The following is a 19,488-nucleotide window of genomic DNA, read 5'->3' on the forward strand; positions in this document are numbered from 1 at the left end:
CAGAGGAACCCCCGAAGGAGGCCGACATGCCCGCCGTGACCGTCGACAACCCGCTGACCCTGCCGCGCGTCGCCACCCCCGACCCCGCCGCCACCAGCGCCCGGCCGGTCCTCACCGTCGCGACCGCGCCCGAGGGCTTCGAAGGCGAGGGCTTCCCGGTCCGCCGCGCCTTCGCCAAGATCAACACCAAGTACCTCGACCCGTTCATCATGATGGACCAGATGGGCGAGGTGGAGTACGCCGCAGGCGAGCCCAAGGGCACGCCCTGGCACCCGCACCGCGGCTTCGAGACGGTCACCTACCTGATCGACGGCGAGTTCATCCACAAGGACTCGCACGGCGGCGGCGGCCACCTCGGCGGCGGCGACACCCAGTGGATGACGGCCGGCTCGGGCATCCTGCACATCGAGACCCCGCCGGAGTCGCTGGTGACCACCGGCGGCCTGTTCCACGGCATCCAGCTGTGGGTCAACCTCCCGGCCTCCGACAAGATGGCCGCCCCGCGCTACCAGGACATCCACGGCGGCCACGTCAAGCTGCTCTCCACCCCGGACGGCGGCGCGATCCTGCGGCTGATCGCGGGCGAGTTGGACGGCCACCGGGGCCCGGGCGTCACCCACACCCCGATAACCCTGCTGCACGCCAGCATCACCCCGGGCGCGCAGGTCACCCTGCCGTGGCGGCCGGACTTCAACGCGCTCGCCTACGTCCTCAACGGCGACGGCACCGTCGGCGTCGAGGGCCGCCCGGTCCACACCGGGCAGGCGGCCGTGTTCGGCGAGGGCGACACCATCACCATCACCGCCGACACCAAGCAGGACTCCCGCCACCCCAACCTGGACGTGATCCTGCTCGGCGGGCAGCCGATCCGCGAACCGGTCGCCTGGTACGGGCCGTTCGTGATGAACAGCCACCGCGAACTGGAGCAGGCCATGCAGGACTTCCAGTCCGGCCGGTTCGGCCACCCGATCGACTGACGGCACTGCCCCGGCGGTTACCGCACCACCCCGGTGACCGCACCCCCCGGCGCCTCGGCCGTCTACGCGCTACAGCAGCGCGTAGACCGCCGAGGCGTCGTCGTGCGCCTTGCCGCGCGGCCAGCGCTCGCAGGCGGCGTCCGCCCGCTCGACCTCGCGGACCTGCGCGATCAGTTCGCCCGGACCGGACTCGGCGAGCAGCCGCAGCACGTCCGCCCAACTCCCCAGCCCGAAGCGCTCGGTGAAGCGCGAGGCGCCGTCGGTGAGCGCGGCCAGCGCGTGCAGCCGCTCCAGCCGGACGAAGCCGGTCTCCGCGTGCCCGGCCGCCTTCGGGCTGGCCGCGGCGATCCACGGACCGTTGCCCCGGTTGCGGGCGGACCGGACGGCCAGCGCGTACTCCAGGTGCAGCGCGGCCCGCTCGGCCGAGCCGGGGACGGTCGCCCAGACCTGCCGACGCAGTTCCTCCCCGCCGGGGAAGCGCTGGTTGTCCCCGATCACCTTCGGCGGACCGTCCTTGTACTCCAGCACCAGCAGCGAGTCGCCGAGCACCAGGTACTCCAGCGACTCGCCGTGCCGGCGGGCCGCCACCACCATCGCCGCGGGGGTGTTGGGGTGGCCCAGGTCGCAGCGGCCGCCGTGCAGCGCGGCCGTCTCCACGATGGCGTCGGCCAGGCACTCGGCGATCGAGCGGTCCACCCGGTCGGTGAGCCGGGCGAGCAGGTGCACGCCCAACCGGCGGACGTACCAGGCGGTTCCGTGCCGGCACCCGGACTCCAGGCCGGCCGGCGAACTCGCGCCGTCCAGCAGTACCAGCGCCTCCGGCGAGGCCGCCGCGAAGTCCTCGCTCTCGCGGTCCGGCCGCCGTGCTTCCCCTGCGAGCTGTAGCTGCATCCCGACAGTGTGGCCGCCACCCCCGCCCGGCGCCCAGACCCCTGCGCCGGTGTGGCGCGGGCCGGTCCCCGCCGCCCGGTGGCAGCCTGGGCAATCCGGTCATACCGTCGAATAGCAACCGGACAATTCGGCCAATCAGGGCCTGTCAGGTTTGGGATCACCTTCGGGTGTCCGGGCGGCCCGGGACTGACGAGGAGCAGGAGATGTTCTGGGAGTTCATCGTGCTGGTGGCCGCCTCGACCGGCTTTCCGACGGCCGCGCTGCTCTTCCTGATCGGCGGGCCGCGCTTCCCCGACGAACAGCGCGGCGGCCGGCACGCCTAGGCCCTGCCCGGACCGCCCTAGGCCTTCCAGGCCGGGTCCCGCCCGAGCAGGGCCAGCGCGCGGTCGAACCGGCCGCCCTCCGCACCCGGTTCGAGGCGCGGCGCGAACGCCTTGCCCGGCACCCGGTTCTCCGGCGCGGCCGGGACGGCCTCGGCGACCGCCAGCAGGGTCGCCGCCAGCGCCTCGTCGCCGTCCACGACGGCGGTGAACGGGGCCTGGACGCCGAGCGCGGCCGCGACGTCCCAGCCGTGCACCAGGGTGTCGAGCAGGTGGAAGCCGACCGCGTGCGCCAGCGGGAAGGGGCCGCCGTGCCGGATCTCCGGCAGCCAGACCTCGCGCCCGGCCGCCACGGCCTCGCGGAACGCCTCGGTGAGCTCGGCGCCCGTGCGGCGGAAGGCGCCCGCCGGGTCGTCGCCGACCGGGGCGTCGGCCCAGAGCGCGAGGTCGGGCCCGGCGCCGCGGGCGGCCGCGGCGAAGCCCTGGTGCTGGCCGACGATGTGCTCCATCAGCCGGCGCAGCGTCCAGCCCGCGCACGGGCTCGGCAGCTCCAGCTGGTCCGACCGCAGGCCGTCCACCACTTCGGCGGCCAACTCCAGCGATCGGGCGTGCAGTTCGACGAGTTCTCCGGCACGGCTCATGCGGCACTGACCTCCTGACCGGCCGACAGGAAGCCGATCGCGTTGTCGATGACGGTGGGCTCGGCGACGATCCGGCGGTGGCCGAGCCCCCGGGTGACCAGTAGTTCCAGCCGGTCACCGTACGCGGCTTTCAGGCGCCGCGCGTGCGATATTCCGACCACGTCGTCGTCCTCGTCGTGCGCCACCAGGATCGGCGGCGACACCTCCTCGGGCCGGTGCGCGGCGTCGAAGCGCCGCCACGGGTCCTCGGTGCCGGCGAACAGCTCGTGCTCGATCCGGTGCCGCAGGTCCCGCTCGATCACCGGGCCGAGGCCGAGCCCGGCGCAGAACGCGCCCGGCAGGCAGGCGAATTCGCTGACCCCGGCGAGGGCGACCAGCCGCCCGGCCCGGACTCCCTCGCGCAGCGCCAGGAACGCCCCGGCCACGCCCAGCGAGTGCGCCACGATCGCCTCGAACCCGCCGTAGCCGTCCTGGAGTTGCCCGGCGATGGCGCGGTACTCCAGCACCGTGGTGGCCCGGCCGCCGGAGTCGCCGTGGCCCGGCGCGTCGAAGGCGACCGGGCTCAGCCCGAGCGCGCGCAGCCGGGGCACGTAGGGGGCGAAGCGCGAGGCGCGGGATCGCCAGCCGTGCATCAGCAGCACCGGCCGGGTGCCGTCGCCCCAGCGGTAGACGACGACCTCCTTGCCGTTCACGGTGATCCGCTCGACGGCGGCCTGCCGGTGGGTCTCCCGCTCGGCTGGGCGGACGGCGCTGCGCCGCAGCGGACGCTGGAACAGCTCGTACGCGGCGCGGCCGGCCAGCCGGGGCGCCAGGTGCGAGGTGGTGTTGAGGGCGGTGCGAACCAGTGCGAGGGCCGGGTCCATGCGGTCTCCCTGTCGGTGCGGACGGGCGTGCCGGGGTGCGGGGGCCGTGCTGGGTCCGGATATTAGCACGACCGTTCGTGCAGTTTTATGAACAGGAAGTCCGCCGCCCACCCCCGGGCTACCCTGGCGGCACGCACCGCGACGGCGACGGCGACGACGAGAACTGAGGTGGCCGATGGCCGGATCGACCACGGACGGACGGGTCCTGCGCGGCGAGGAGACCCGCCGGGCGGTGCTGCACCGCGCCGTCGCGATCGCCTCCGTCGAAGGCCTCGGCGCGCTCTCCATCGGCCGCCTCGCCACCGACCTCGGACTCAGCAAGAGCGGCGTGTTCGCCGGCTTCGGCTCCAAGGAGGAGCTCCAACTCGCCACCGTCCGCGCCGCCCGCCGCATCTTCGCCGACGCCGTCGTCGCCCCGGTCGCCGACACCCCGCCCGGCCTCGCCCGGGCCCGCGCCCTCTGCGAGGGCTGGCTCGACTACTCCCGGGCCCGGGTCTTCCCCGGCGGCTGCTTCTTCTACGAGGTCACCGCCGAGTTCGACGCCCGCCCCGGCGCCGTCCGGGACGCCCTCGCCGACTGCGCCCGCGAATGGCGCCAGGTGATCACCGACGCCCTCGCCGAGGCCCGCGCCACCGGCGGCCTACGGCCCGGCACCGACCTCGACGACCTCGCCTTCGCCCTGATCGCCCTCCTGGAGACGGCCAACTCCCAGGCCGTGCTGCACGACGAGGACGTTCCCTACCAGCGGGCCGCCCGCCTCCTGCTGCGCCTGCTGCGCGCCGAGGCCAACGACCCGGCCGACCCGGCGCTCGCCTAGGCTTCCGGGCTTCCGCCCAACGCCCCTTCCAGGAAAGCCGCCTGGGCCAGCAGCCGCTCGTCGCCGCCCGCCGTGCCCACCACCTGGAGGCCCAGCGGCAGCCCCTCCGCCGTCCGCCCGGCCGGCAGGCTCAGCGCGGGCAGGCCCAGGTAGCTCCACGGCAGCGACATCACCGGGTCCCCGGTGGTGTGCAGGCCCTCCGGCGCCCCGCCGGTCGCCGACGGCGCCAGCCACAGGTCCACTCCGGCCTCGGCGGTCGCCCGGGCGACCCGCTCGCGCAACCGCTCCCGGGCCTGGAGCGCGGCCGCCCGGTCCTCCGCCGCGACGCCCTGACCGACCCGGATGCTCGCCGCCGTCTCCGGCCGGTACAGGCCGCCGAACCGGGCGAACCAGTCGGCGTGGCTGCGGGCCAGCTCGAAGCGGTTGATCGTCTGCAGTTGCCGGGTGATCCCGGCGAAGTCCGGGAACAGCGGCACCCGGCGTACCGTCAGGCCGGCCCGCGCCAGGCGCTCCAGGCTCTCCTCGAAGACGCGCAGCGCCGCCGGATCGGCCCGCTCCAGGTACGCGCCGTCCGGGACCCCGAGCACCGGCCGTACGGCGGCCGCCGGCCCGCCCCGCCATTCGTCGCAGAGCAGTGCGGCCGCCAGGGCCGCCCCGGCCAGATCGGCCGTGAACACCCCCAGGGTGTCGAAGCTCGGCGCGTTCGGGATCACCCCGGCCGTCGGGATCCGCCCGTACGTGGGCCGGAAGCCCACCACCCCGCAGTACGCGGCCGGCCGGATCACCGACCCCACCGTCTGGGTGCCGACCGCCAGCGGCACCAGCCCCGCCGCGACCGCCGCCGCCGACCCGCTGCTGGAGCCGCCCGGGGTGTGCCCGGGATGGTGCGGGTTGCGGGTCGGTCCCGGCGCGCTCGCCGCGAACTCGGCGGTCACCGTCTTTCCGGCGACCAGCGCCCCGGCCGCCCGCAGCCGGTCCACCACCACGGCCTGCGGCCCCGCCAGGACCCCCGGCGGCAGCGCCGAACCGCCGTGCGTGGGCAGCCCGTCCACGTGCACGATGTCCTTGACCCCCACCGTCACCCCGTACAGCGGCGGCCGCCCGGCCGGCTCGGGGTGCCGCGCGGCCAGCGCCCGCGCCTGCGCGCGCAGCCGGTCGTGCCGCCCCGGCTCCGGGACGAACGCGTGGATCAGCGGATCCACCCGTTCGACCAGCGCGCAGAACCGGTCGACGTGCTCGGACAGGCCCGGTACGCCGGACCGCAGCCCGGCGGCCTCACGGGTCAACGACCGTGGCCGGGCGAGGGGTTGCTCCATGCCGATCACGGTAGACCACCCGTTGGCGCACTACTGGTGTTCGGCCGACAGGTACGGCGTCTCGCGCAGGTAGTACGCCCCGCAGGTGTGGCAGCACAGCTCCGGTGTCTTGCCCCAGTCCACCGGCTCCCGCACCTGCGCGCCCGGGTCGAGCTCCCGGCCGCACATCGCCACGCTCTCCGCCCCCCGGACCATGTGCCACAACCGCACCCCGCCGGTCGCACCCCCGGCCCCGTACTCGGCTCGCATCTGGTGCTTCATGCGGCCATCGTCCGGCCCCCCGGCCACCCCGGCAACCGGTGGCCGAACAGGCGCCCGGGCAGCACCGATCACTTAGCGCCAAATCTGATCGAAACCAGCCACTCGCAACCGGTAGGGTTCGCGGGCGCGACCCGCGCCGACGGCCCCGCCGGAGGCCTCAAGTCGCCCGAAATCGACCCCATTTACCCCAATCTGGAGCTTCTCAACGTGCGCTCTTCTCGCCTTCTGGCCGCGTCCGCGCTGATGGCGCTCTCCTTCGGCACCACGGTCGGCGCCGTCAGCGCGAGTGCGGTCGGAGTTCCCTCCTCTCCGCCCCCCACCTCCACCCCGGCCACCCCGAGCGCCCCCGCGCCGAGCACCCCGGCCCCGAGCACCACCCCGAGCGCCCCCGCCACGGCGACTCCGAGCACCACCCCCAGCCGCACCGCGACGGCCACCCCCACCAACCGGCCGTCCACCCTGCCGACGCCGACCCCGACCACCAGCGACCGGTGCCACGGCGGCGTCTACCAGAGCCCGCTGCTCAAGGTCACCGGCTCCGGCCTGTACGGCACCACCCTGGTCAAGGGCGGACCGGCCGCCGAGCTGAGCGTGACCTGGCAGAACAACAGCGGCGTCGATCTGCCCGCCGTCCACAACTCGCTCTACGTCACCGACGAGTTCGACGGGGACTACCCCGTCCAGTGGAGCACCGAGTTCTTCGACGTTCAGCTGAACACCGGCTCCGGCTGGAAGCCCGCAAAGCTCGACGACCGCTCCCTCCGGTCGCCGGACCTCAAGCTGGCCAAGGGCGAGAAGATCACCTACCAGGTCCGGATCGCCGCCACCGCCAAGGCCCCGGTCGGGAAGTACGGCGCCAACTACGACGCCGGCTCCGACGCGTTCGACAACGACAAGGTGCCCACCCCGGCCAACAACAAGCCGAACGCCTGCACCCAGTTCTACAACCCCTTCGAGGGCGAGTTCCGGGTCGCCGAGGCCGGTGCCGCCACGCCGACTGCCGGCACCCCCGTGGCCGCCGGCCACGGTTCGGCCTCCGCCTCGCCGTCGGCGGGCCCGCACCTGGCCGAGACCGGTGCCGACTCCAGCACCCTGCCGATCGCCCTCGGCGGCGCCGCCGTCCTGGCGGCCGGCGCCGGCACCGTGTTCCTCCTGCGCCGCCGCAAGGCCGGCGCGCACAGCTGACCCTGCACCGACTGAACGCCGGGGGCGCGGACCGTGGTCCGCGCCCCCGGCGTTCGTCGTATCAGCGCGTCGTCATCAGTTCGCCGTGTCAGGACGCCCGCAGCAGGGCCCCGTCCTGCCACTTGAGGATCTTGTCGAAGCTCACGATGGCGCCCCGGAGCGGGTGGTTGCGGAGCTGGACGTGGTCGGTGAGGGCGTGGATGAGGAAGAGGCCCCGGCCGGATTCGGCGGTGAGGTCCGGGAGGGTGTCGAGGTCCACGGGGCGCAGCGTGGGCGCTGCGGGGCGGGCGGGGAGGACGTGGGTGTCGTAGGGGTGGCCGTCGCGCCGGGGCTGGTGGCCGGTGAGGACGCGGGCCGGGACGGTGGCGCGGCCGCGGCGGGGGCGGCGGTGCGCGGCCGGGCGGGGCGGCGGCGGGGGGACAGGGCGGCGACGCGGCAGCGGGGCGGGGGTGCCGACGGGGCCGGGCAGGCCGGGGCCGGAGTCGGTGACCTCGATCCGCAGGCGGTCGCCGCTGATCGAGGCGGTGACCTGGAAGCCGTCGTCGGGCCGCCCGCAGGCGCCGTGCTCGACGGCGTTGGCGCAGGCCTCACTGAGGGCGACGCCGAGGTCGTGGGCGATCTGCGGATCGACGCCCGCCGTCGCCATGGCACCGAGCAGGATGCGCCGGGCCAGCGGGACGCTGGCCGGGTCGCGCTTGAGGTGCAGAGTCCACCAGATGTCCACGGGAGGTCCCTCCTGGCTGCGGCTCCACATACAACTAGGTATCTCCGGGCGATTCGGCGGTGAACCGTGCCCGGGGCCCGCTGCCGCCCGTTCGGCGGATGGACTGAGGCCGTGGATTGTGCCGAGTGGCGCACTCTCCGGTCTGCACGCCGCTGCCGAACGGGGCATTCGTAGGGATTTCCCACCCTGCCCACGCGGGCGAGGTAGGCGGTGAGATGATGTCCCGGCCATGACTGCCCTCCCCGCCGCCCCGCTCCCGGGCGCCCTCGCACCGGATGCGCCGGTGGGGGCCGCCGCCTGGGACCTGCGGCTTGCCCGGGCCGTCCCGTTCGCCCTGGTGTGCACGCTGATAGCGGCCGCCGGGCACGCCCTGGCGGGTGGCGGGAACGTGCCGCCGACCGCGTTGGCGACGGGCTTCGCCGCGGTGCTGGTGCTCGCGGTGGCCTGCGGTGGGCGGGAGCGTTCGCTGACGGCCATCGCCGGTGCGCTGGGCGCGGGGCAGCTCGGGCTGCACTGCCTGTTCCACAGCTTCAACGGCCACGCCGCGATCGGCGGCATGGCCGGCATGCACCACGGCGGCTCCGGTCCGCTGACCCTGCCGACCGTGGCGGGCCGGCTGATCTGCAACGAGGCGCGCCCCGGCACGCTGGCCGGCCTGCCCGGGAGCCCGACCGCCGAGCAGCTGGTCTCCTCGGCGGGCCTGGACCCGAACGCGTACGCCGTCGCGCCGTGGTGGCAGGGCGGCGTGTTCGGGATGACGCCGTCGATGCTGGCCGGGCACCTGGCCGCCGCGCTGGTCGCGGGCTGGTGGCTGCGGCGCGGTGAGGCGGCGCTGTGGCGGCTGGTGCGGGTGACCGCGTCGGCGGCCCGGGAGCACTGGGCGGCGCCGCTGCGGTCGGCGCTGCTGCTGGTGGCGGCGCTGCTGCGCGGCCTGTTCGGCGCCGCCGGTCCGGCCCACCCCTTCGGTGTCCGGGGCGGGGAGAGTCCGCTTCCGGCGGGTGCCGCGCTGCGGCACAGCGTGGTGCGGCGCGGTCCGCCGCGCGGGGCCTTCGCGTACTGATCCGGCTCCTGGCGCCCTGTTCGTGTCGGGCCCCGGTCGTGCGCAGCGTCCCGGGCCGGTCCCGTGTGTCCCCGACATCCCGTGTGTCCCCGACACGCCGACGGCCCCCGGTTCCGCCCCCACACGTCCCCAGCACGTCCCCACGCGCGGCCCCGCCGAGGCACGGTCTTCCCGTCGCCCGGACGCGGGCCGGTCCGCCGAGCTCCGATCGGAGACACCTCATCATGCGTTCCCTTCCCACCCGCCGTCTCGCCGCCGTCGCCCTCACCGCCGCCGCCTCCGTGGTGGCGCTGGCCGGTCCCGCGTTCGCGCACGTCACCGTGAACCCGGGTGCGGCCGCCCAGGGCGGCTACACGGCCGTCGACTTCCGGGTGCCGAACGAGAGCGACGCCGCCGGCACGGTGAAGCTGGAGGTCAACCTCCCGCTGGACCACCCGCTGGCCTCCGTCCGCACCCTGCCGCTGCCGGGCTGGACCGCGACCGTCGAGAAGGCGAAGCTCGACAAGCCGATCAAGGTGCACGGCAGCGACGTCAACGAGGCCGTCTCCAAGATCACCTGGACCGCCGACTCCGGCACCAAGATCGCCCCCGGTCAGTTCCAGGAGTTCCGGGTCTCGATCGGCCCGCTGCCCTCCGACGCCGACAGCATGGTCTTCAAGACCCTGCAGACCTACGACAACGGCGACATCGTCCGCTGGATCGACGAGTCCAAGGACGGCCAGCCCGAGCCGGCCCACCCGGCCCCCGTCCTGAAGCTCACCAAGGCCGCCGCCGGTGAGGACGCCCACGGCGGCGTCACCGCCGCCCCCTCCGCGGGCGCCCACGGCGACAGCGCCGACCACGCCGCGGCCCCGGCCGGCGCCAAGTCCAGCGACTCCACCGCCCGGGTGCTCGGCGTGGTCGGCATCGTGGTCGGCGTGATCGGCACCGCCGTCGGCGTGCTCGGCCTGCGCCGCCGGAGCAGCGGCTCCGCCTCCTGACCCGCCCCGCCGGCGGGGCCGTACCCACGCCCCGGGTACGGTCCCGCCGGCGGTCCCACCCCGCACGATCGGATCTCCCATGCTCCGCACCACCCGCACCACCCGCCTGGCCGGCGCGGCCGCCGTCGCGCTCGCCGCCGCCCTGACGCTGACCGCCTGCGGCTCCTCCGGGGGCGGCTCGACCCCCGCCAAGGTCACCCGGCAGAAGTCCGACTCGCCGTACCAGGGCACGGTGCTCACCAAGAACTTCGAGAAGCCCGACCTCCAGCTGACCGACACCTCCGGTCAGCCGTACGACCTGCGGCAGCAGACCAACGGCAAGACCACGCTGCTGTTCTTCGGCTACACCAGCTGCCCGGACGTCTGCCCGACCACCATGGGCGACATCGGCGTCGCGATGAAGGCGCTCCCGGCCGAGGAGCGGCAGAAGGTCAACGTCGTCTTCGTCTCCACCGACCCGCAGCGCGACACCCCCCAGGTGCTGCGCACCTGGCTGGACTCGATGGGCAGCGACTTCATAGGCCTGACCGGCGACCTGGCCAAGGTGAAGACGGCCGCCAGGTCGCTCGGCATCATGATCGAGGACCCGGTGGTCAACGCGGACGGCACCGTCACCTCGACCCACGGCGCGCAGGTGCTGGCCTTCCTCCCCTCGGACGACAAGGCGCACGTGCTCTACCTGAGCGGCACCGAGGTGAAGACCTACGAGCACGACCTGCCGCTGCTCGCCAAGGGGGTCGCGGCATGAAGGCCTCGACCGGCCACGCCCCGGCCGGCCGCGCGACCCTCGGCTTCCGGCGGACGGCGCTCACGGGCGCGGTACTGGCGACGGCCCTGGGCGGCGGCGCCATCCTGGTCGCCTGCGGGGCAGGCGGTCAGGGCGGTACCGGCGGCGGGGCGGCGAAGCTGAGCGTCGCCGACTCCTACATCCCGCTGCCCCCGGCCGGCGGGATGGCCGCCGGCTACCTGACCGTCCGCAACGACGGCGGGCAGGACCAGCTGGTCAAGGTGAGCAGCCCGGGCGCCGAGTCCGTCACCATGCACCGCTCGACCCCGTCGAGCATGGAGCAGGTCCCGAGCCTGGACGTGCCCGCGCACGGCGCGTTGGAGTTCGCCCGCGGCGGCACCCACCTGATGATCATGGGGTGGCAGAAGGCCCCCGCCCTCGGCGACGAGCTGGAGCTCGACCTGACCTTCGCCAAGTCCGGCACCCTGTCGGTCAAGGTGCCGGTCAAGGAGCTCACCTACCGTCCCGGCCAGAGTTAAGGGGACCGCCAGCATGGAGAAGGCCGCCCACCGCCGCATCGCCGGACTGCTCGGGACGCTCGGCGCGCTGCTCGCGCTGATGCTCGCCGGCGCCGGACCGGCCGCCGCGCACGCCACCCTGGAGTCCACCGACCCGCACCAGAACTCGGTGGTCGCCACCGCCCCGCAGGCGGTCACGCTGACCTTCAGCGAGTCCGTGTCGCTGTCCAGCGACTCGGTGCGGGTGCTCGACCCGGCCGGCAAGGCGGTGGACACCGGCAACCCCGGGCACGCCGACGGCAAGGCGGACACCGCCCGGGTCGGGCTGAACAGCGGGCTCGCCAACGGCACGTACACCGTCGCCTGGCGGGCCGTCTCGGAGGACTCGCACCCGATCGGCGGCGCGTTCACCTTCTCCATCGGCGCGCCCTCGGACACCTCGGTGTCCGCCACCGCGCTCCAGGGCGCCAAGGCCGACGGCCTGGTCTCCGCCCTCTACGGCACCGGGCGCACCGTCGCGTACGCGGCGTTCGCGCTGCTCGCCGGCGTCGCCGCGTTCGTGCTGATCTGCTGGCCGGAGGGCGCCACCCGGCGCCGGATGCAGCGGCTGCTGATGACCGGCTGGACGGCGCTGCTGGCCTCCACCGTCGCGGTGCTGATGCTGCGCGGCCCGTACGAGCGCGGTTCGGGGATCGGCAAGGCCCTCGACCTGTCGCTGGTGCGCGCCACCCTGGACGAGCGGATCGGCACCGCGCTGGCCGCCCGGCTGCTGCTGCTCGCGGCGAGCGGGGTGTTCCTGTCGCTGCTGGTCGGCCAGTTGGGGCAGCCGGCCCGGTCGGCGGCGCAGCCCGGCGACGCCGGGACCACGGGGAGCCCCGGTAGCACGGGGAGCGGCGGAAGCGGCGGAAGCGCGGGCGACGAGGAGGCCGAGGAGGCCGAGCTGCGGGAGCTGGAGCAGCGCGCCGCCGAGCGGCCGCAGCGCGAGGCCCGGCTGGGCCTCGGCGTCGCCGGGCTGGTCCTCTCGATCGCCCTGGCGGCGACCTGGGTCGGCGCCGACCACGCCTCGGTCGGCATCCAGGTCTGGCTGTCGCTGCCGCTCGGCATGCTGCACCTGATCGCGATGGCGCTCTGGCTGGGCGGCCTGGCCGCGTTGCTGGTCGCGCTGCGCGAGGGCGTCGGCGCGCAGGTCGTCGACCGCTTCTCGAAGGTCGCCTTCGGCTCGGTCGCGGTACTGGCCGCCACCGGCGTCTACCAGTCCTGGCGCGGCCTCGGCAGCTGGGGCGCGCTGACCGGCACCGAGTACGGACGGCTGCTGCTGGTGAAGACCGGCTGCGTGGCCGTGATGCTCGGCGCCGCCTGGTTCTCCCGCACCTGGCTGGCCCGGCTGCGCGCGGCCCCGGCCGAGGCGGCGGAGGTCGAGCGGGCCGCGGTGCCGGAGCCGGTCGGCGTCGCCGCCGCGCACTCCGAGGACCCGCTCCGGCAGGCCCAGCTGGCCCGCCAGCAGGCGGCCCGGGAGAGCGCCGGGCGCGAGCGCGGACTGACCCCGACCCGGGCCGGGCTGCGCCGCTCGGTGCTGGTCGAGGCGCTGGTCGCGGTGGCGGTGCTGGTGGTCACCACGATGCTCACCAACTCCCCGCCCGGGCGGGTGGCGAGCGAGGTCAAGGCCGGTGCCGTCGCACCTGCCGCCGGACCTGCCGCCGGGTCGGCCGCCGGGGGCGTGCCCGCTCCGCAGACCGAGCCGGGCCGCACCGTGGAGCTCAAGCTCCCGTACGACACCAAGGGCCGCACCCCGAACGCCAAGGGGACGGCGACCGTCACCCTCAACCCGGCCCGGACCGGCCCGAACGAGGTGCACCTCGCGCTGACCGGCGCGGACGGGCAGCCGGTGGACGTCCCCGAGGTGCAGCTCGCCTTCACCCTGCCGGACCGCGACCTCGGCCCGCTGCCGGTGGCGCTCACCCCGGAGGGCACCGGCCGCTGGAGCGGCACCGCGCAGCTGCCGCTGGCCGGCACCTGGGTGGTGTCGGTACAGATCCGCTCCTCCGACATCGACCAGACCACCCCGACCCAGCAGTTCAAGATCGGCTGACCGCGATGGAGCACACCTCGACGGACCGCACCACGACGGACCGCACCACGACGGACCGGGCCACGACGGACCGCACCACGGCGGACCGGGCCATGGCGGACCGGGCCACGGTGCCGAGGCCCGCAGCACAGGGTGAGCAGGCGCCCGGCCGCGCCGGCTTCACCCGGCGGGCCCTGCTCGGCACCGCCGGCGCCGGGCTGCTGGCCGGCGCCGGAGCCGGCGTCGCCGGGGCGGTCGCCCTGGACCGCCACCCCGGCGCAACGCCCGCCGCCGGACCGGGCGGCGCGCTCGGCGCGGCCCGGGTGCCGTTCCACGGCGAGCACCAGGCCGGCATCCTCGAACCCCAGCAGGCCCGGGTCCAGCTGGCCGCCTTCGACCTGGCCGAGGGCGTCGGCCGGGACGGGCTGCGCGCCCTGCTCCAGCGCTGGACGAAGACCGCCGAGCGGCTGACCGCCGGGGAGCCCGCCGAGGACGCCGACAACCAGGTGTCGCTGGACGCCGGCCCCTGCTCGCTCACCCTCACCGTCGGCTTCGGCGCCGCCCTGTTCGACAAGGCCGGGCTGGCCGACCGCCGACCGCAGGCGCTCGAACCGCTGCCGTCCTTCCCCGCCGACGCGCTCGACCCCGCACGCGGCGACGGCGACCTGTTCGTCCAGATCGGCGCCGACGACGCCCTGGTGGCCGTGCAGGCGCTGCGGGTGCTGCAACGCCAGGCGGCCGGAACGGCGGCGCTGCGCTGGCAGTCGGCCGGCTTCGCCCGTACGCCCGGTGCCACCGCGCGCCCGATGACCGGCCGCAACCTGATGGGCCAGATCGACGGCACCAACAACCCCCAGCCGGGTGAGGACGGCTTCGCCGCCAAGGTGTTCTGCACCGCCGGGCCGGACCAGCCGGCCTGGCTCGCCGGCGGCTCGTACCTGGTGTTCCGGCGGATCCGGATGCTTCTGGACAACTGGGAGGCACTGCCGACCGACCGGCAGGAGCGGGTGATCGGGCGGCGCAAGTCGGACGGCGCGCCGCTCGGCGCGCCCGCCGGGGCCGGCGAGCGCACCCCCGTCGACCTGGCCGCGCAGGGCCCGGACGGCGCGCTGGCGATCCCCGCCGACGCGCACGTCCGGGTGGCCGCCCCGGCCGCCAACGGCGGGGCGGCGATGCTGCGGCGCGGGTTCTCGTACCACGACGGCCTGCTGCCCGACGGCTCGCCGGACGCCGGGCTGCTCTTCCTCGCCTTCCAGGCCGACCCGCGCAAGGGCTTCACCCCGGTGCAGCGCAAGCTGGCCCGGGGGGACGGCCTCTCCCGCTTCCTGCGGCACGAGGCCAGCGGCCTGTACGCGGTGCCGCCGGGCGTCCCGGCCGGGGGGTACCTCGGCCAGCAGCTCTTCGAGTAGCACGCCCCGACGGGCTCCGGTCCCGGCCGCTGAAACGCTTTCCCGGCCGGCGGGCGGAGTCGTTATGGTGACTTCTTCGGCAACACCCCTGCCCCGGTTCCACCCTGTTCCCCACGGAGGCGTCATGTCGGCCACCCGCTACACCTACCTCGGCCCGGCCGGCACCTTCACCGAGGCCGCGCTGCGCACCCTGCCCGAGGCCGCGACGCGGGAGCTGGTGCCGCTGGCCTCGGTGCCGCTGGTGCTGGACGCGGTGCGCGGCGGGGACGCCTCCGGGGCGTTCGTCCCGATCGAGAACTCGGTCGAGGGCGCCGTCACCGCGACCAACGACGAACTCGCCGCCGGCGCACCGCTGATGATCTACCGTGAGGTCCTGCTGCCGATCTCCTTCGCGCTGCTGGTGCGGCCGGGCACCGACCTGGCGGGGGTCAAGACGGTGACCAGCCACCCGGTGGCCCAGGCGCAGGTGCGCCGCTGGCTGGCGGCCAACCTGCCGGACGCGCAGTGGGAGTCGGCCGCCTCCAACGCGGACGGCGCCCGGCTGGTCGCCGAGGGCCGCTACGACGGGGCGTTCGCGGGCGAGTTCGCGGCGCCGATCTACGGGCTGGACCCGCTGGTCAAGGACATCGCGGACGCGCAGACCGCGACCACCCGGTTCGTCCTGGTCGGCCGCCCGGGCCGGGTCTCCTCGCCGACCGGCGCGGACAAGACCTCGATGGTGGTCTGGCTGCCGGACGACCACCCGGGCGCGCTGCTGGAGCTGCTCCAGGAGTTCGCGGTGCGCGGGGTCAACCTGATGCGGATCGAGTCGCGGCCGACCGGCGAGGGCATCGGCAACTACTGCTTCCTGATCGACTGCGAGGGGCACCTGTCCGAGCGCCGGGTGGCGGAGGCCCTGATGGGGCTGAAGCGGATCAGCCCGCAGGTGCGCTTCCTCGGCTCCTATCCGCGCGCCGACCGGCAGGTCTCCACGCACCGGCGGCAGGGGACCTCGGACGACGATTTCACGGCCGCCGCCGACTGGCTCTCCCGGTGCCTCGACGGGCGCGGCGACATCTGATCCACGCGAGGGTGTCGCGACGGCGAGGCGACGGCACCGCGACAACATCTGATCGACGCCCTTTGTCTTTTCGCCCTTTTCCGATCGTTTTCCCCCGGCCGGACGGAAGGGGCGGGTGACCGCACCCGTCGTCCACAGGGGCCCGCGGCGCCGGAACCCGCCATCCACAGGGGCGGGGACTATCCACAGCCGGAAGTTATCCACAGGCCTGGGGATGAGTCGACAAACCGGTATAGCCACTGCGGGTTTCGGTCGGATCATTGGTTAGCGGCGTAGAGATGACTAATCGGACCAGAGTCACCCGTGTGCCACTAAATCACCCGTCCGAGTGCTTCAATTCCCTCACCCGAGAAGGTCAAATGAGGTTTGAAACCTCAATTCCCTGGCTTCGGTGATCGGAGGGCCAACCTCCCCTTCAATCCACAGGCACCGCCCGGATCCTGTGGATAACCCCGGCCCCGCGCGTTCCCCACAGAAGTTATCCACAGGATCCGGGTGGTTATCCCCAGGGGAAAACCCGTACCGGTGGACGAGCCTCCGCCCGGTACGCTTGGGCCTGTGATTGACCTTCGCCTGCTTCGTGAGGACCCTGACCGAGTGCGCGCCTCGCAGCGCGTCCGTGGCGAGGACGTCGACCTGGTCGACGCCCTCCTCTCCGCCGACGAACGGCGCCGGTCCTCGGGCAGTCGCTTCGACGAACTGCGCAGCGAGCAGCGGACGCTCGGCAAGCAGGTCGCCCAGGCCAAGGGCGAGGAGAAGGCCGCCCTGCTGCAGCGCACCAAGGAGCTGGCCGCCGAGGTCAAGGCCGCGGACGCCGAGCAGGGCGCGGCCAAGGAGGAGGCCGAGCGCCTGCTCCGCTCGCTGGCGAACCTCATCGACCCGGCCGCCCCGGTCGGCGGCGAGGAGGACTTCGTCACCCTGGAGGAGATCGGCACCCCGCGCGACTTCGCCGCCGAGGGCTTCGAGCCGCGCGACCACGTCGAGCTCGGCCAGATCCTGGGCGCGATCGACACCGAGCGCGGCGCCAAGGTCGCCGGCGCCCGCTCCTACTACCTGACCGGCGTCGGCGCGCTGCTGGAGCTCGCCCTGGTCAACATGGCCATCGCCCAGGCCACCGCGGCCGGCTTCATCCCGATGATCACCCCGACCCTGGTCCGGCCCGCCGCCATGGACGGCACCGGCTTCCTCGGCCAGGCCGCCGAGAACGTGTACCACCTCGCCGAGGACGACCGGTACCTGGTCGGCACCAGCGAGGTCCCGCTCGCCGCGTACCACATGGACGAGATCCTCGACGCCGACAAGCTGCCGCTGCGCTACGCCGGCTACTCGTCCTGCTTCCGCCGCGAGGCCGGCACCTACGGCAAGGACACCCGCGGCATCATCCGCGTCCACCAGTTCGAGAAGGTGGAGATGTTCGTCTACACCACTCCCGAGGACGCCGAGAACGAGCACCGCCGCCTGCTCCAGTGGGAGAAGGACTTCCTCAACGCGCTGGAGCTGCCCTACCGGGTGATCGACGTCGCCTCCGGCGACCTCGGCGCCTCGGCCGCGCGCAAGTTCGACATCGAGGCCTGGATCCCGACCCAGGGCAAGTACCGCGAGGTCACCTCGACCTCCAACACCACCGAGTACCAGGCCCGCCGGCTCGCCATCCGGATGCGCGAGGAGGGCAAGACCCGCCCGCTGGCCACCCTGAACGGCACCCTGGTCGCCGTCCCGCGCACCATCGTGGCGATCCTGGAGAACCACCAGCAGGCCGACGGCTCGGTGGTCGTGCCCGAGGCACTGCGGCCGTTCCTCGGCGGGCGGACCGTCCTCGAACCGGTCAAGTAGCACCGCGCCACCCGCACCACCCGCAACTCCCGGGAGACGTACGGCCCATGAGCACCACCAGCCCCAGCCCCGTCTCCCCCGACGGTGAGCACCCGAGCGGTGGCGGCCTGCCCTACCGGCTGGTCGCCACCGACCTCGACGGCACCCTGCTGACCAGCGAGGAGACCGTCTCCGAGCGCACCCGCGCCGCCCTGGCCACGGCCACCGGCGCGGGCGCGCTGCACATCGTCGTCACCGGCCGCTCCGCCGCCTGGGCCCGCCCGGTCTTCGACGAGATCGGCTACACCGGGATAGCCGTCTGCGGCCAGGGCGCCCAGGTGTACGACGCCGGCGCGCACCGGCTGCTCACCTCCCTCACCCTGGACCGCCGGCTCGCCGCGCTCGCCATCGCCAAGATCGAGGCCGAGACCGGCCCGCTGGCCGTCGCCGCCAACCAGGACGGCCTGGACGGCGAGGTGCTGGCCGGCCCCGGCTACGAACTGCTGATCGGCTCCGACCTCCCGGTCGTCCGGGTCGACCGCGACCAGCTGCTCGACGCCCCGGTCAGCAAGCTCTACATCCAGCACCCCGGACTGACCGACGACGCGCTCGCCGAGGCCGCCCGCCGCGTCGCCGGGGACCTGGTCGGCGTCGTGATGGCCGGTGCCGGAGTGGTCGAACTGCTGCCGCTGGGCCTGTCCAAGGCCACCGGGCTGGCCGTCGCCGCCCGCCGCCTGGGCGTCCGCGGGGCCGACACCATCGCCTTCGGCGACATGCCCAACGACGTGCCGATGTTCGGCTGGGCGGCCCGCGGCGTCGCGATGGCCAACGCCCACGAGGAACTGCTCGCCGTCGCCGACGAGGTCACCGCGAGCAACGACGAGGACGGCGTCGCCGTCGTCCTGGAACAGCTCTACCCGGGCGTCTGACTCCTCCTCCCGACCCCGCCGTGGTGTTCGGCGCGGTGTTCGGCGAGGGTTCACCTCCAGTTGTAGGATGACCGGGCAAGCGGTTGTAGGATGACCGACGACCGGCGCTGACCAGCGACGCGGTGACCAGACGAAGGGAGTACCGGCATGACCGGCGACGGCAACAGCCTCCAGGCGGCCGGACGGCGCTCCCTGGTGGACACCGCGATCGACCAGCTGCGCGAGCAACTGGCCGGCGGTGTCTGGCCGGTGGGATCACAGATCCCCACCGAGCACGAGCTCGCCGAGCGGCTCCAGGTCGGCCGGAACACCGTCCGGGAGGCGATCCGGGTGCTGGTGCACGCCGGCATGCTCGTCTCCCGCCAGGGCGAGGGGACGTTCGTCCGCTCCACCAGCGACCCGGCCGCCGTCCTGCGCGGCGTCCAGCGCTCGGGCATCCGGGACGTCCTGGAGGTCCGGGCCGCGCTGGAGACCGAGGCCGCCCGACTGGCCGCGCTGCGGCACACCCCCGAGGACGTCGAGCGGATGCGGGCCGCGCTGGCCCGCGAGGCCGAGGTGATCGCCTCGCACGCCGAGCGGACCGACCGCGAGGCCACCGTCGAGCACGACCTGGAGTTCCACACCGCCATCGTCGAGGCCGCGCACAACCCGGCGCTCACCGAGGTCTACCGCTACTTCGGCGCCTCCGTGCGCGAGTCGATGACCTCGGCCTTCGGCGACCACGACATGCCCGAGGTGGCCGTGGCCACCCACGCGGCGCTGGTCGACGCGATCGAGAGCGGCGACCCGGACCGTGCCGAGGCCGCGTGTCGCGCGCTGCTCGCCGAGCCGACCGCGGCCGTCGAGCAGCTCCTCGCGGCCATCGCGGCCCGGAAGTGACGTAGGCACCCGCCTCCCTTCCGTCCTCCGCGCCCTCGCGCACATTCACGA

19 protein-coding genes are annotated in these 19,488 nt (G+C 74.5%); 13 read left to right on the plus strand and 6 right to left on the minus strand.

Features of this window, described 5'->3' with window-relative positions:
* The first annotated feature begins 26 nt into the window (after positions 1-26).
* Positions 27-977: a pirin family protein gene (locus ABT015_RS19665; RefSeq protein ID WP_350880647.1), complete on the plus strand. Its 951-nt coding sequence runs from the start codon at positions 27-29 to the stop codon at positions 975-977.
* 69 nt (positions 978-1,046) lie between these two features.
* On the opposite strand, the gene ABT015_RS19670 is transcribed toward ABT015_RS19665, so the two are convergent.
* The 3 genes from ABT015_RS19670 to ABT015_RS19680 form a co-directional block, all read right to left on the minus strand.
* Positions 1,047-1,868: a protein phosphatase 2C domain-containing protein gene (locus tag ABT015_RS19670; protein ID WP_350880649.1), complete on the minus strand. Its 822-nt coding sequence runs from the start codon at positions 1,866-1,868 to the stop codon at positions 1,047-1,049.
* A gap of 340 nt (positions 1,869-2,208) precedes the next feature.
* Positions 2,209-2,829: a TIGR03086 family metal-binding protein gene (locus tag ABT015_RS19675; RefSeq protein ID WP_350880651.1), complete on the minus strand. Its 621-nt coding sequence runs from the start codon at positions 2,827-2,829 to the stop codon at positions 2,209-2,211.
* Positions 2,826-3,692 carry an alpha/beta hydrolase gene (locus tag ABT015_RS19680; protein ID WP_350880653.1) on the minus strand — a complete coding sequence of 289 codons (867 nt, stop codon included), beginning with the start codon at positions 3,690-3,692 and terminating at the stop codon, positions 2,826-2,828. Before ABT015_RS19680 ends, ABT015_RS19675 begins: the two co-directional genes overlap by 4 nt.
* A 175-nt stretch (positions 3,693-3,867) precedes the next feature.
* On the opposite strand from ABT015_RS19680, the gene ABT015_RS19685 reads away from it, so the two are divergent.
* On the plus strand, positions 3,868-4,509 hold the full coding sequence (locus ABT015_RS19685) for a TetR/AcrR family transcriptional regulator (RefSeq protein ID WP_350880655.1): 642 nt from the start codon (positions 3,868-3,870) through the stop codon (positions 4,507-4,509).
* Here ABT015_RS19685 and ABT015_RS19690 read toward each other — a convergent pair.
* Positions 4,506-5,825, minus strand: a complete 1,320-nt coding sequence (locus ABT015_RS19690) for an amidase (RefSeq protein WP_350880657.1) — start codon at positions 5,823-5,825, stop codon at positions 4,506-4,508. The two genes, ABT015_RS19685 and ABT015_RS19690, sit on opposite strands and share 4 nt — an antisense overlap.
* Positions 5,826-5,855: 30 nt before the next feature.
* Positions 5,856-6,086, minus strand: a complete 231-nt coding sequence (locus tag ABT015_RS19695) for a hypothetical protein (protein ID WP_350880659.1) — start codon at positions 6,084-6,086, stop codon at positions 5,856-5,858.
* A 207-nt stretch (positions 6,087-6,293) separates the two neighbouring features.
* Here ABT015_RS19695 and ABT015_RS19700 point away from each other — a divergent pair, with 207 nt between their 5' ends.
* Positions 6,294-7,271 (plus strand): LAETG motif-containing sortase-dependent surface protein, encoded by a 978-nt coding sequence (locus ABT015_RS19700; protein ID WP_350880661.1) that lies wholly within the window; start codon positions 6,294-6,296, stop codon positions 7,269-7,271.
* An 88-nt stretch (positions 7,272-7,359) separates the two neighbouring features.
* On the opposite strand, the gene ABT015_RS19705 is transcribed toward ABT015_RS19700, so the two are convergent.
* Positions 7,360-7,995: an ATP-binding protein gene (locus tag ABT015_RS19705; protein ID WP_350880663.1), complete on the minus strand. Its 636-nt coding sequence runs from the start codon at positions 7,993-7,995 to the stop codon at positions 7,360-7,362.
* A 229-nt stretch (positions 7,996-8,224) separates the two neighbouring features.
* On the opposite strand from ABT015_RS19705, the gene ABT015_RS19710 reads away from it, so the two are divergent.
* From ABT015_RS19710 to ABT015_RS19755, 10 genes are all read left to right on the plus strand, one after another.
* Positions 8,225-9,055, plus strand: coding sequence for a hypothetical protein (locus ABT015_RS19710; protein WP_350880665.1), 831 nt, complete (start codon positions 8,225-8,227; stop codon positions 9,053-9,055).
* A gap of 224 nt (positions 9,056-9,279) precedes the next feature.
* Positions 9,280-10,035: a YcnI family copper-binding membrane protein gene (locus tag ABT015_RS19715; protein ID WP_350880667.1), complete on the plus strand. Its 756-nt coding sequence runs from the start codon at positions 9,280-9,282 to the stop codon at positions 10,033-10,035.
* A gap of 79 nt (positions 10,036-10,114) precedes the next feature.
* Positions 10,115-10,783: an SCO family protein gene (locus ABT015_RS19720; RefSeq protein WP_350880669.1), complete on the plus strand. Its 669-nt coding sequence runs from the start codon at positions 10,115-10,117 to the stop codon at positions 10,781-10,783.
* Positions 10,780-11,301, plus strand: a complete 522-nt coding sequence (locus ABT015_RS19725; RefSeq protein WP_350880671.1) for a copper chaperone PCu(A)C — start codon at positions 10,780-10,782, stop codon at positions 11,299-11,301. Before ABT015_RS19720 ends, ABT015_RS19725 begins: the two co-directional genes overlap by 4 nt.
* Before the next feature lie 13 nt (positions 11,302-11,314).
* On the plus strand, positions 11,315-13,369 hold the full coding sequence (locus ABT015_RS19730) for a copper resistance CopC/CopD family protein (protein WP_350880673.1): 2,055 nt from the start codon (positions 11,315-11,317) through the stop codon (positions 13,367-13,369).
* A 5-nt stretch (positions 13,370-13,374) separates the two neighbouring features.
* Complete coding sequence (efeB, locus tag ABT015_RS19735; RefSeq protein WP_350880675.1) at positions 13,375-14,757, plus strand: iron uptake transporter deferrochelatase/peroxidase subunit; 1,383 nt, start codon at positions 13,375-13,377, stop codon at positions 14,755-14,757.
* Positions 14,758-14,881: 124 nt separating this feature from the next.
* Positions 14,882-15,817: a prephenate dehydratase gene (gene pheA / locus ABT015_RS19740; RefSeq protein WP_350880677.1), complete on the plus strand. Its 936-nt coding sequence runs from the start codon at positions 14,882-14,884 to the stop codon at positions 15,815-15,817.
* A gap of 558 nt (positions 15,818-16,375) precedes the next feature.
* A complete protein-coding gene (gene serS / locus ABT015_RS19745; protein ID WP_350880679.1) occupies positions 16,376-17,650 on the plus strand; it encodes a serine--tRNA ligase in 1,275 nt (424 codons plus the stop codon).
* Between the two features lie 47 nt (positions 17,651-17,697).
* Positions 17,698-18,558, plus strand: coding sequence for an HAD family hydrolase (locus ABT015_RS19750; RefSeq protein WP_350880681.1), 861 nt, complete (start codon positions 17,698-17,700; stop codon positions 18,556-18,558).
* Positions 18,559-18,705: 147 nt separating this feature from the next.
* Complete coding sequence (locus ABT015_RS19755) at positions 18,706-19,437, plus strand: FadR/GntR family transcriptional regulator (protein WP_350880683.1); 732 nt, start codon at positions 18,706-18,708, stop codon at positions 19,435-19,437.
* Positions 19,438-19,488: the final 51 nt, after the last annotated feature.

The sequence above is a fragment of the Kitasatospora sp. NPDC094016 genome (assembly GCF_040304045.1).
Lineage (GTDB): Bacteria > Actinomycetota > Actinomycetes > Streptomycetales > Streptomycetaceae > Kitasatospora.

Excerpts from the sequence above, each read along its gene's own strand:
- ABT015_RS19665 (WP_350880647.1), top strand. The coding sequence starts at position 27 with ATGCCCGCCGTGACCGTCGACAACCCGCTGACCCTGCCGCGCGTCGCC.
- ABT015_RS19670 (WP_350880649.1), bottom strand. The coding sequence starts at position 1,868 with ATGCAGCTACAGCTCGCAGGGGAAGCACGGCGGCCGGACCGCGAGAGC.
- ABT015_RS19675 (WP_350880651.1), bottom strand. The coding sequence starts at position 2,829 with ATGAGCCGTGCCGGAGAACTCGTCGAACTGCACGCCCGATCGCTGGAG.
- ABT015_RS19680 (WP_350880653.1), bottom strand. The coding sequence starts at position 3,692 with ATGGACCCGGCCCTCGCACTGGTTCGCACCGCCCTCAACACCACCTCG.
- ABT015_RS19685 (WP_350880655.1), top strand. The coding sequence starts at position 3,868 with ATGGCCGGATCGACCACGGACGGACGGGTCCTGCGCGGCGAGGAGACC.
- ABT015_RS19690 (WP_350880657.1), bottom strand. The coding sequence starts at position 5,825 with ATGGAGCAACCCCTCGCCCGGCCACGGTCGTTGACCCGTGAGGCCGCC.
- ABT015_RS19695 (WP_350880659.1), bottom strand. The coding sequence starts at position 6,086 with ATGAAGCACCAGATGCGAGCCGAGTACGGGGCCGGGGGTGCGACCGGC.
- ABT015_RS19710 (WP_350880665.1), top strand. The coding sequence starts at position 8,225 with ATGACTGCCCTCCCCGCCGCCCCGCTCCCGGGCGCCCTCGCACCGGAT.
- ABT015_RS19715 (WP_350880667.1), top strand. The coding sequence starts at position 9,280 with ATGCGTTCCCTTCCCACCCGCCGTCTCGCCGCCGTCGCCCTCACCGCC.
- ABT015_RS19720 (WP_350880669.1), top strand. The coding sequence starts at position 10,115 with ATGCTCCGCACCACCCGCACCACCCGCCTGGCCGGCGCGGCCGCCGTC.
- ABT015_RS19725 (WP_350880671.1), top strand. The coding sequence starts at position 10,780 with ATGAAGGCCTCGACCGGCCACGCCCCGGCCGGCCGCGCGACCCTCGGC.
- ABT015_RS19730 (WP_350880673.1), top strand. The coding sequence starts at position 11,315 with ATGGAGAAGGCCGCCCACCGCCGCATCGCCGGACTGCTCGGGACGCTC.
- efeB (WP_350880675.1), top strand. The coding sequence starts at position 13,375 with ATGGAGCACACCTCGACGGACCGCACCACGACGGACCGCACCACGACG.
- pheA (WP_350880677.1), top strand. The coding sequence starts at position 14,882 with ATGTCGGCCACCCGCTACACCTACCTCGGCCCGGCCGGCACCTTCACC.
- ABT015_RS19750 (WP_350880681.1), top strand. The coding sequence starts at position 17,698 with ATGAGCACCACCAGCCCCAGCCCCGTCTCCCCCGACGGTGAGCACCCG.
- ABT015_RS19755 (WP_350880683.1), top strand. The coding sequence starts at position 18,706 with ATGACCGGCGACGGCAACAGCCTCCAGGCGGCCGGACGGCGCTCCCTG.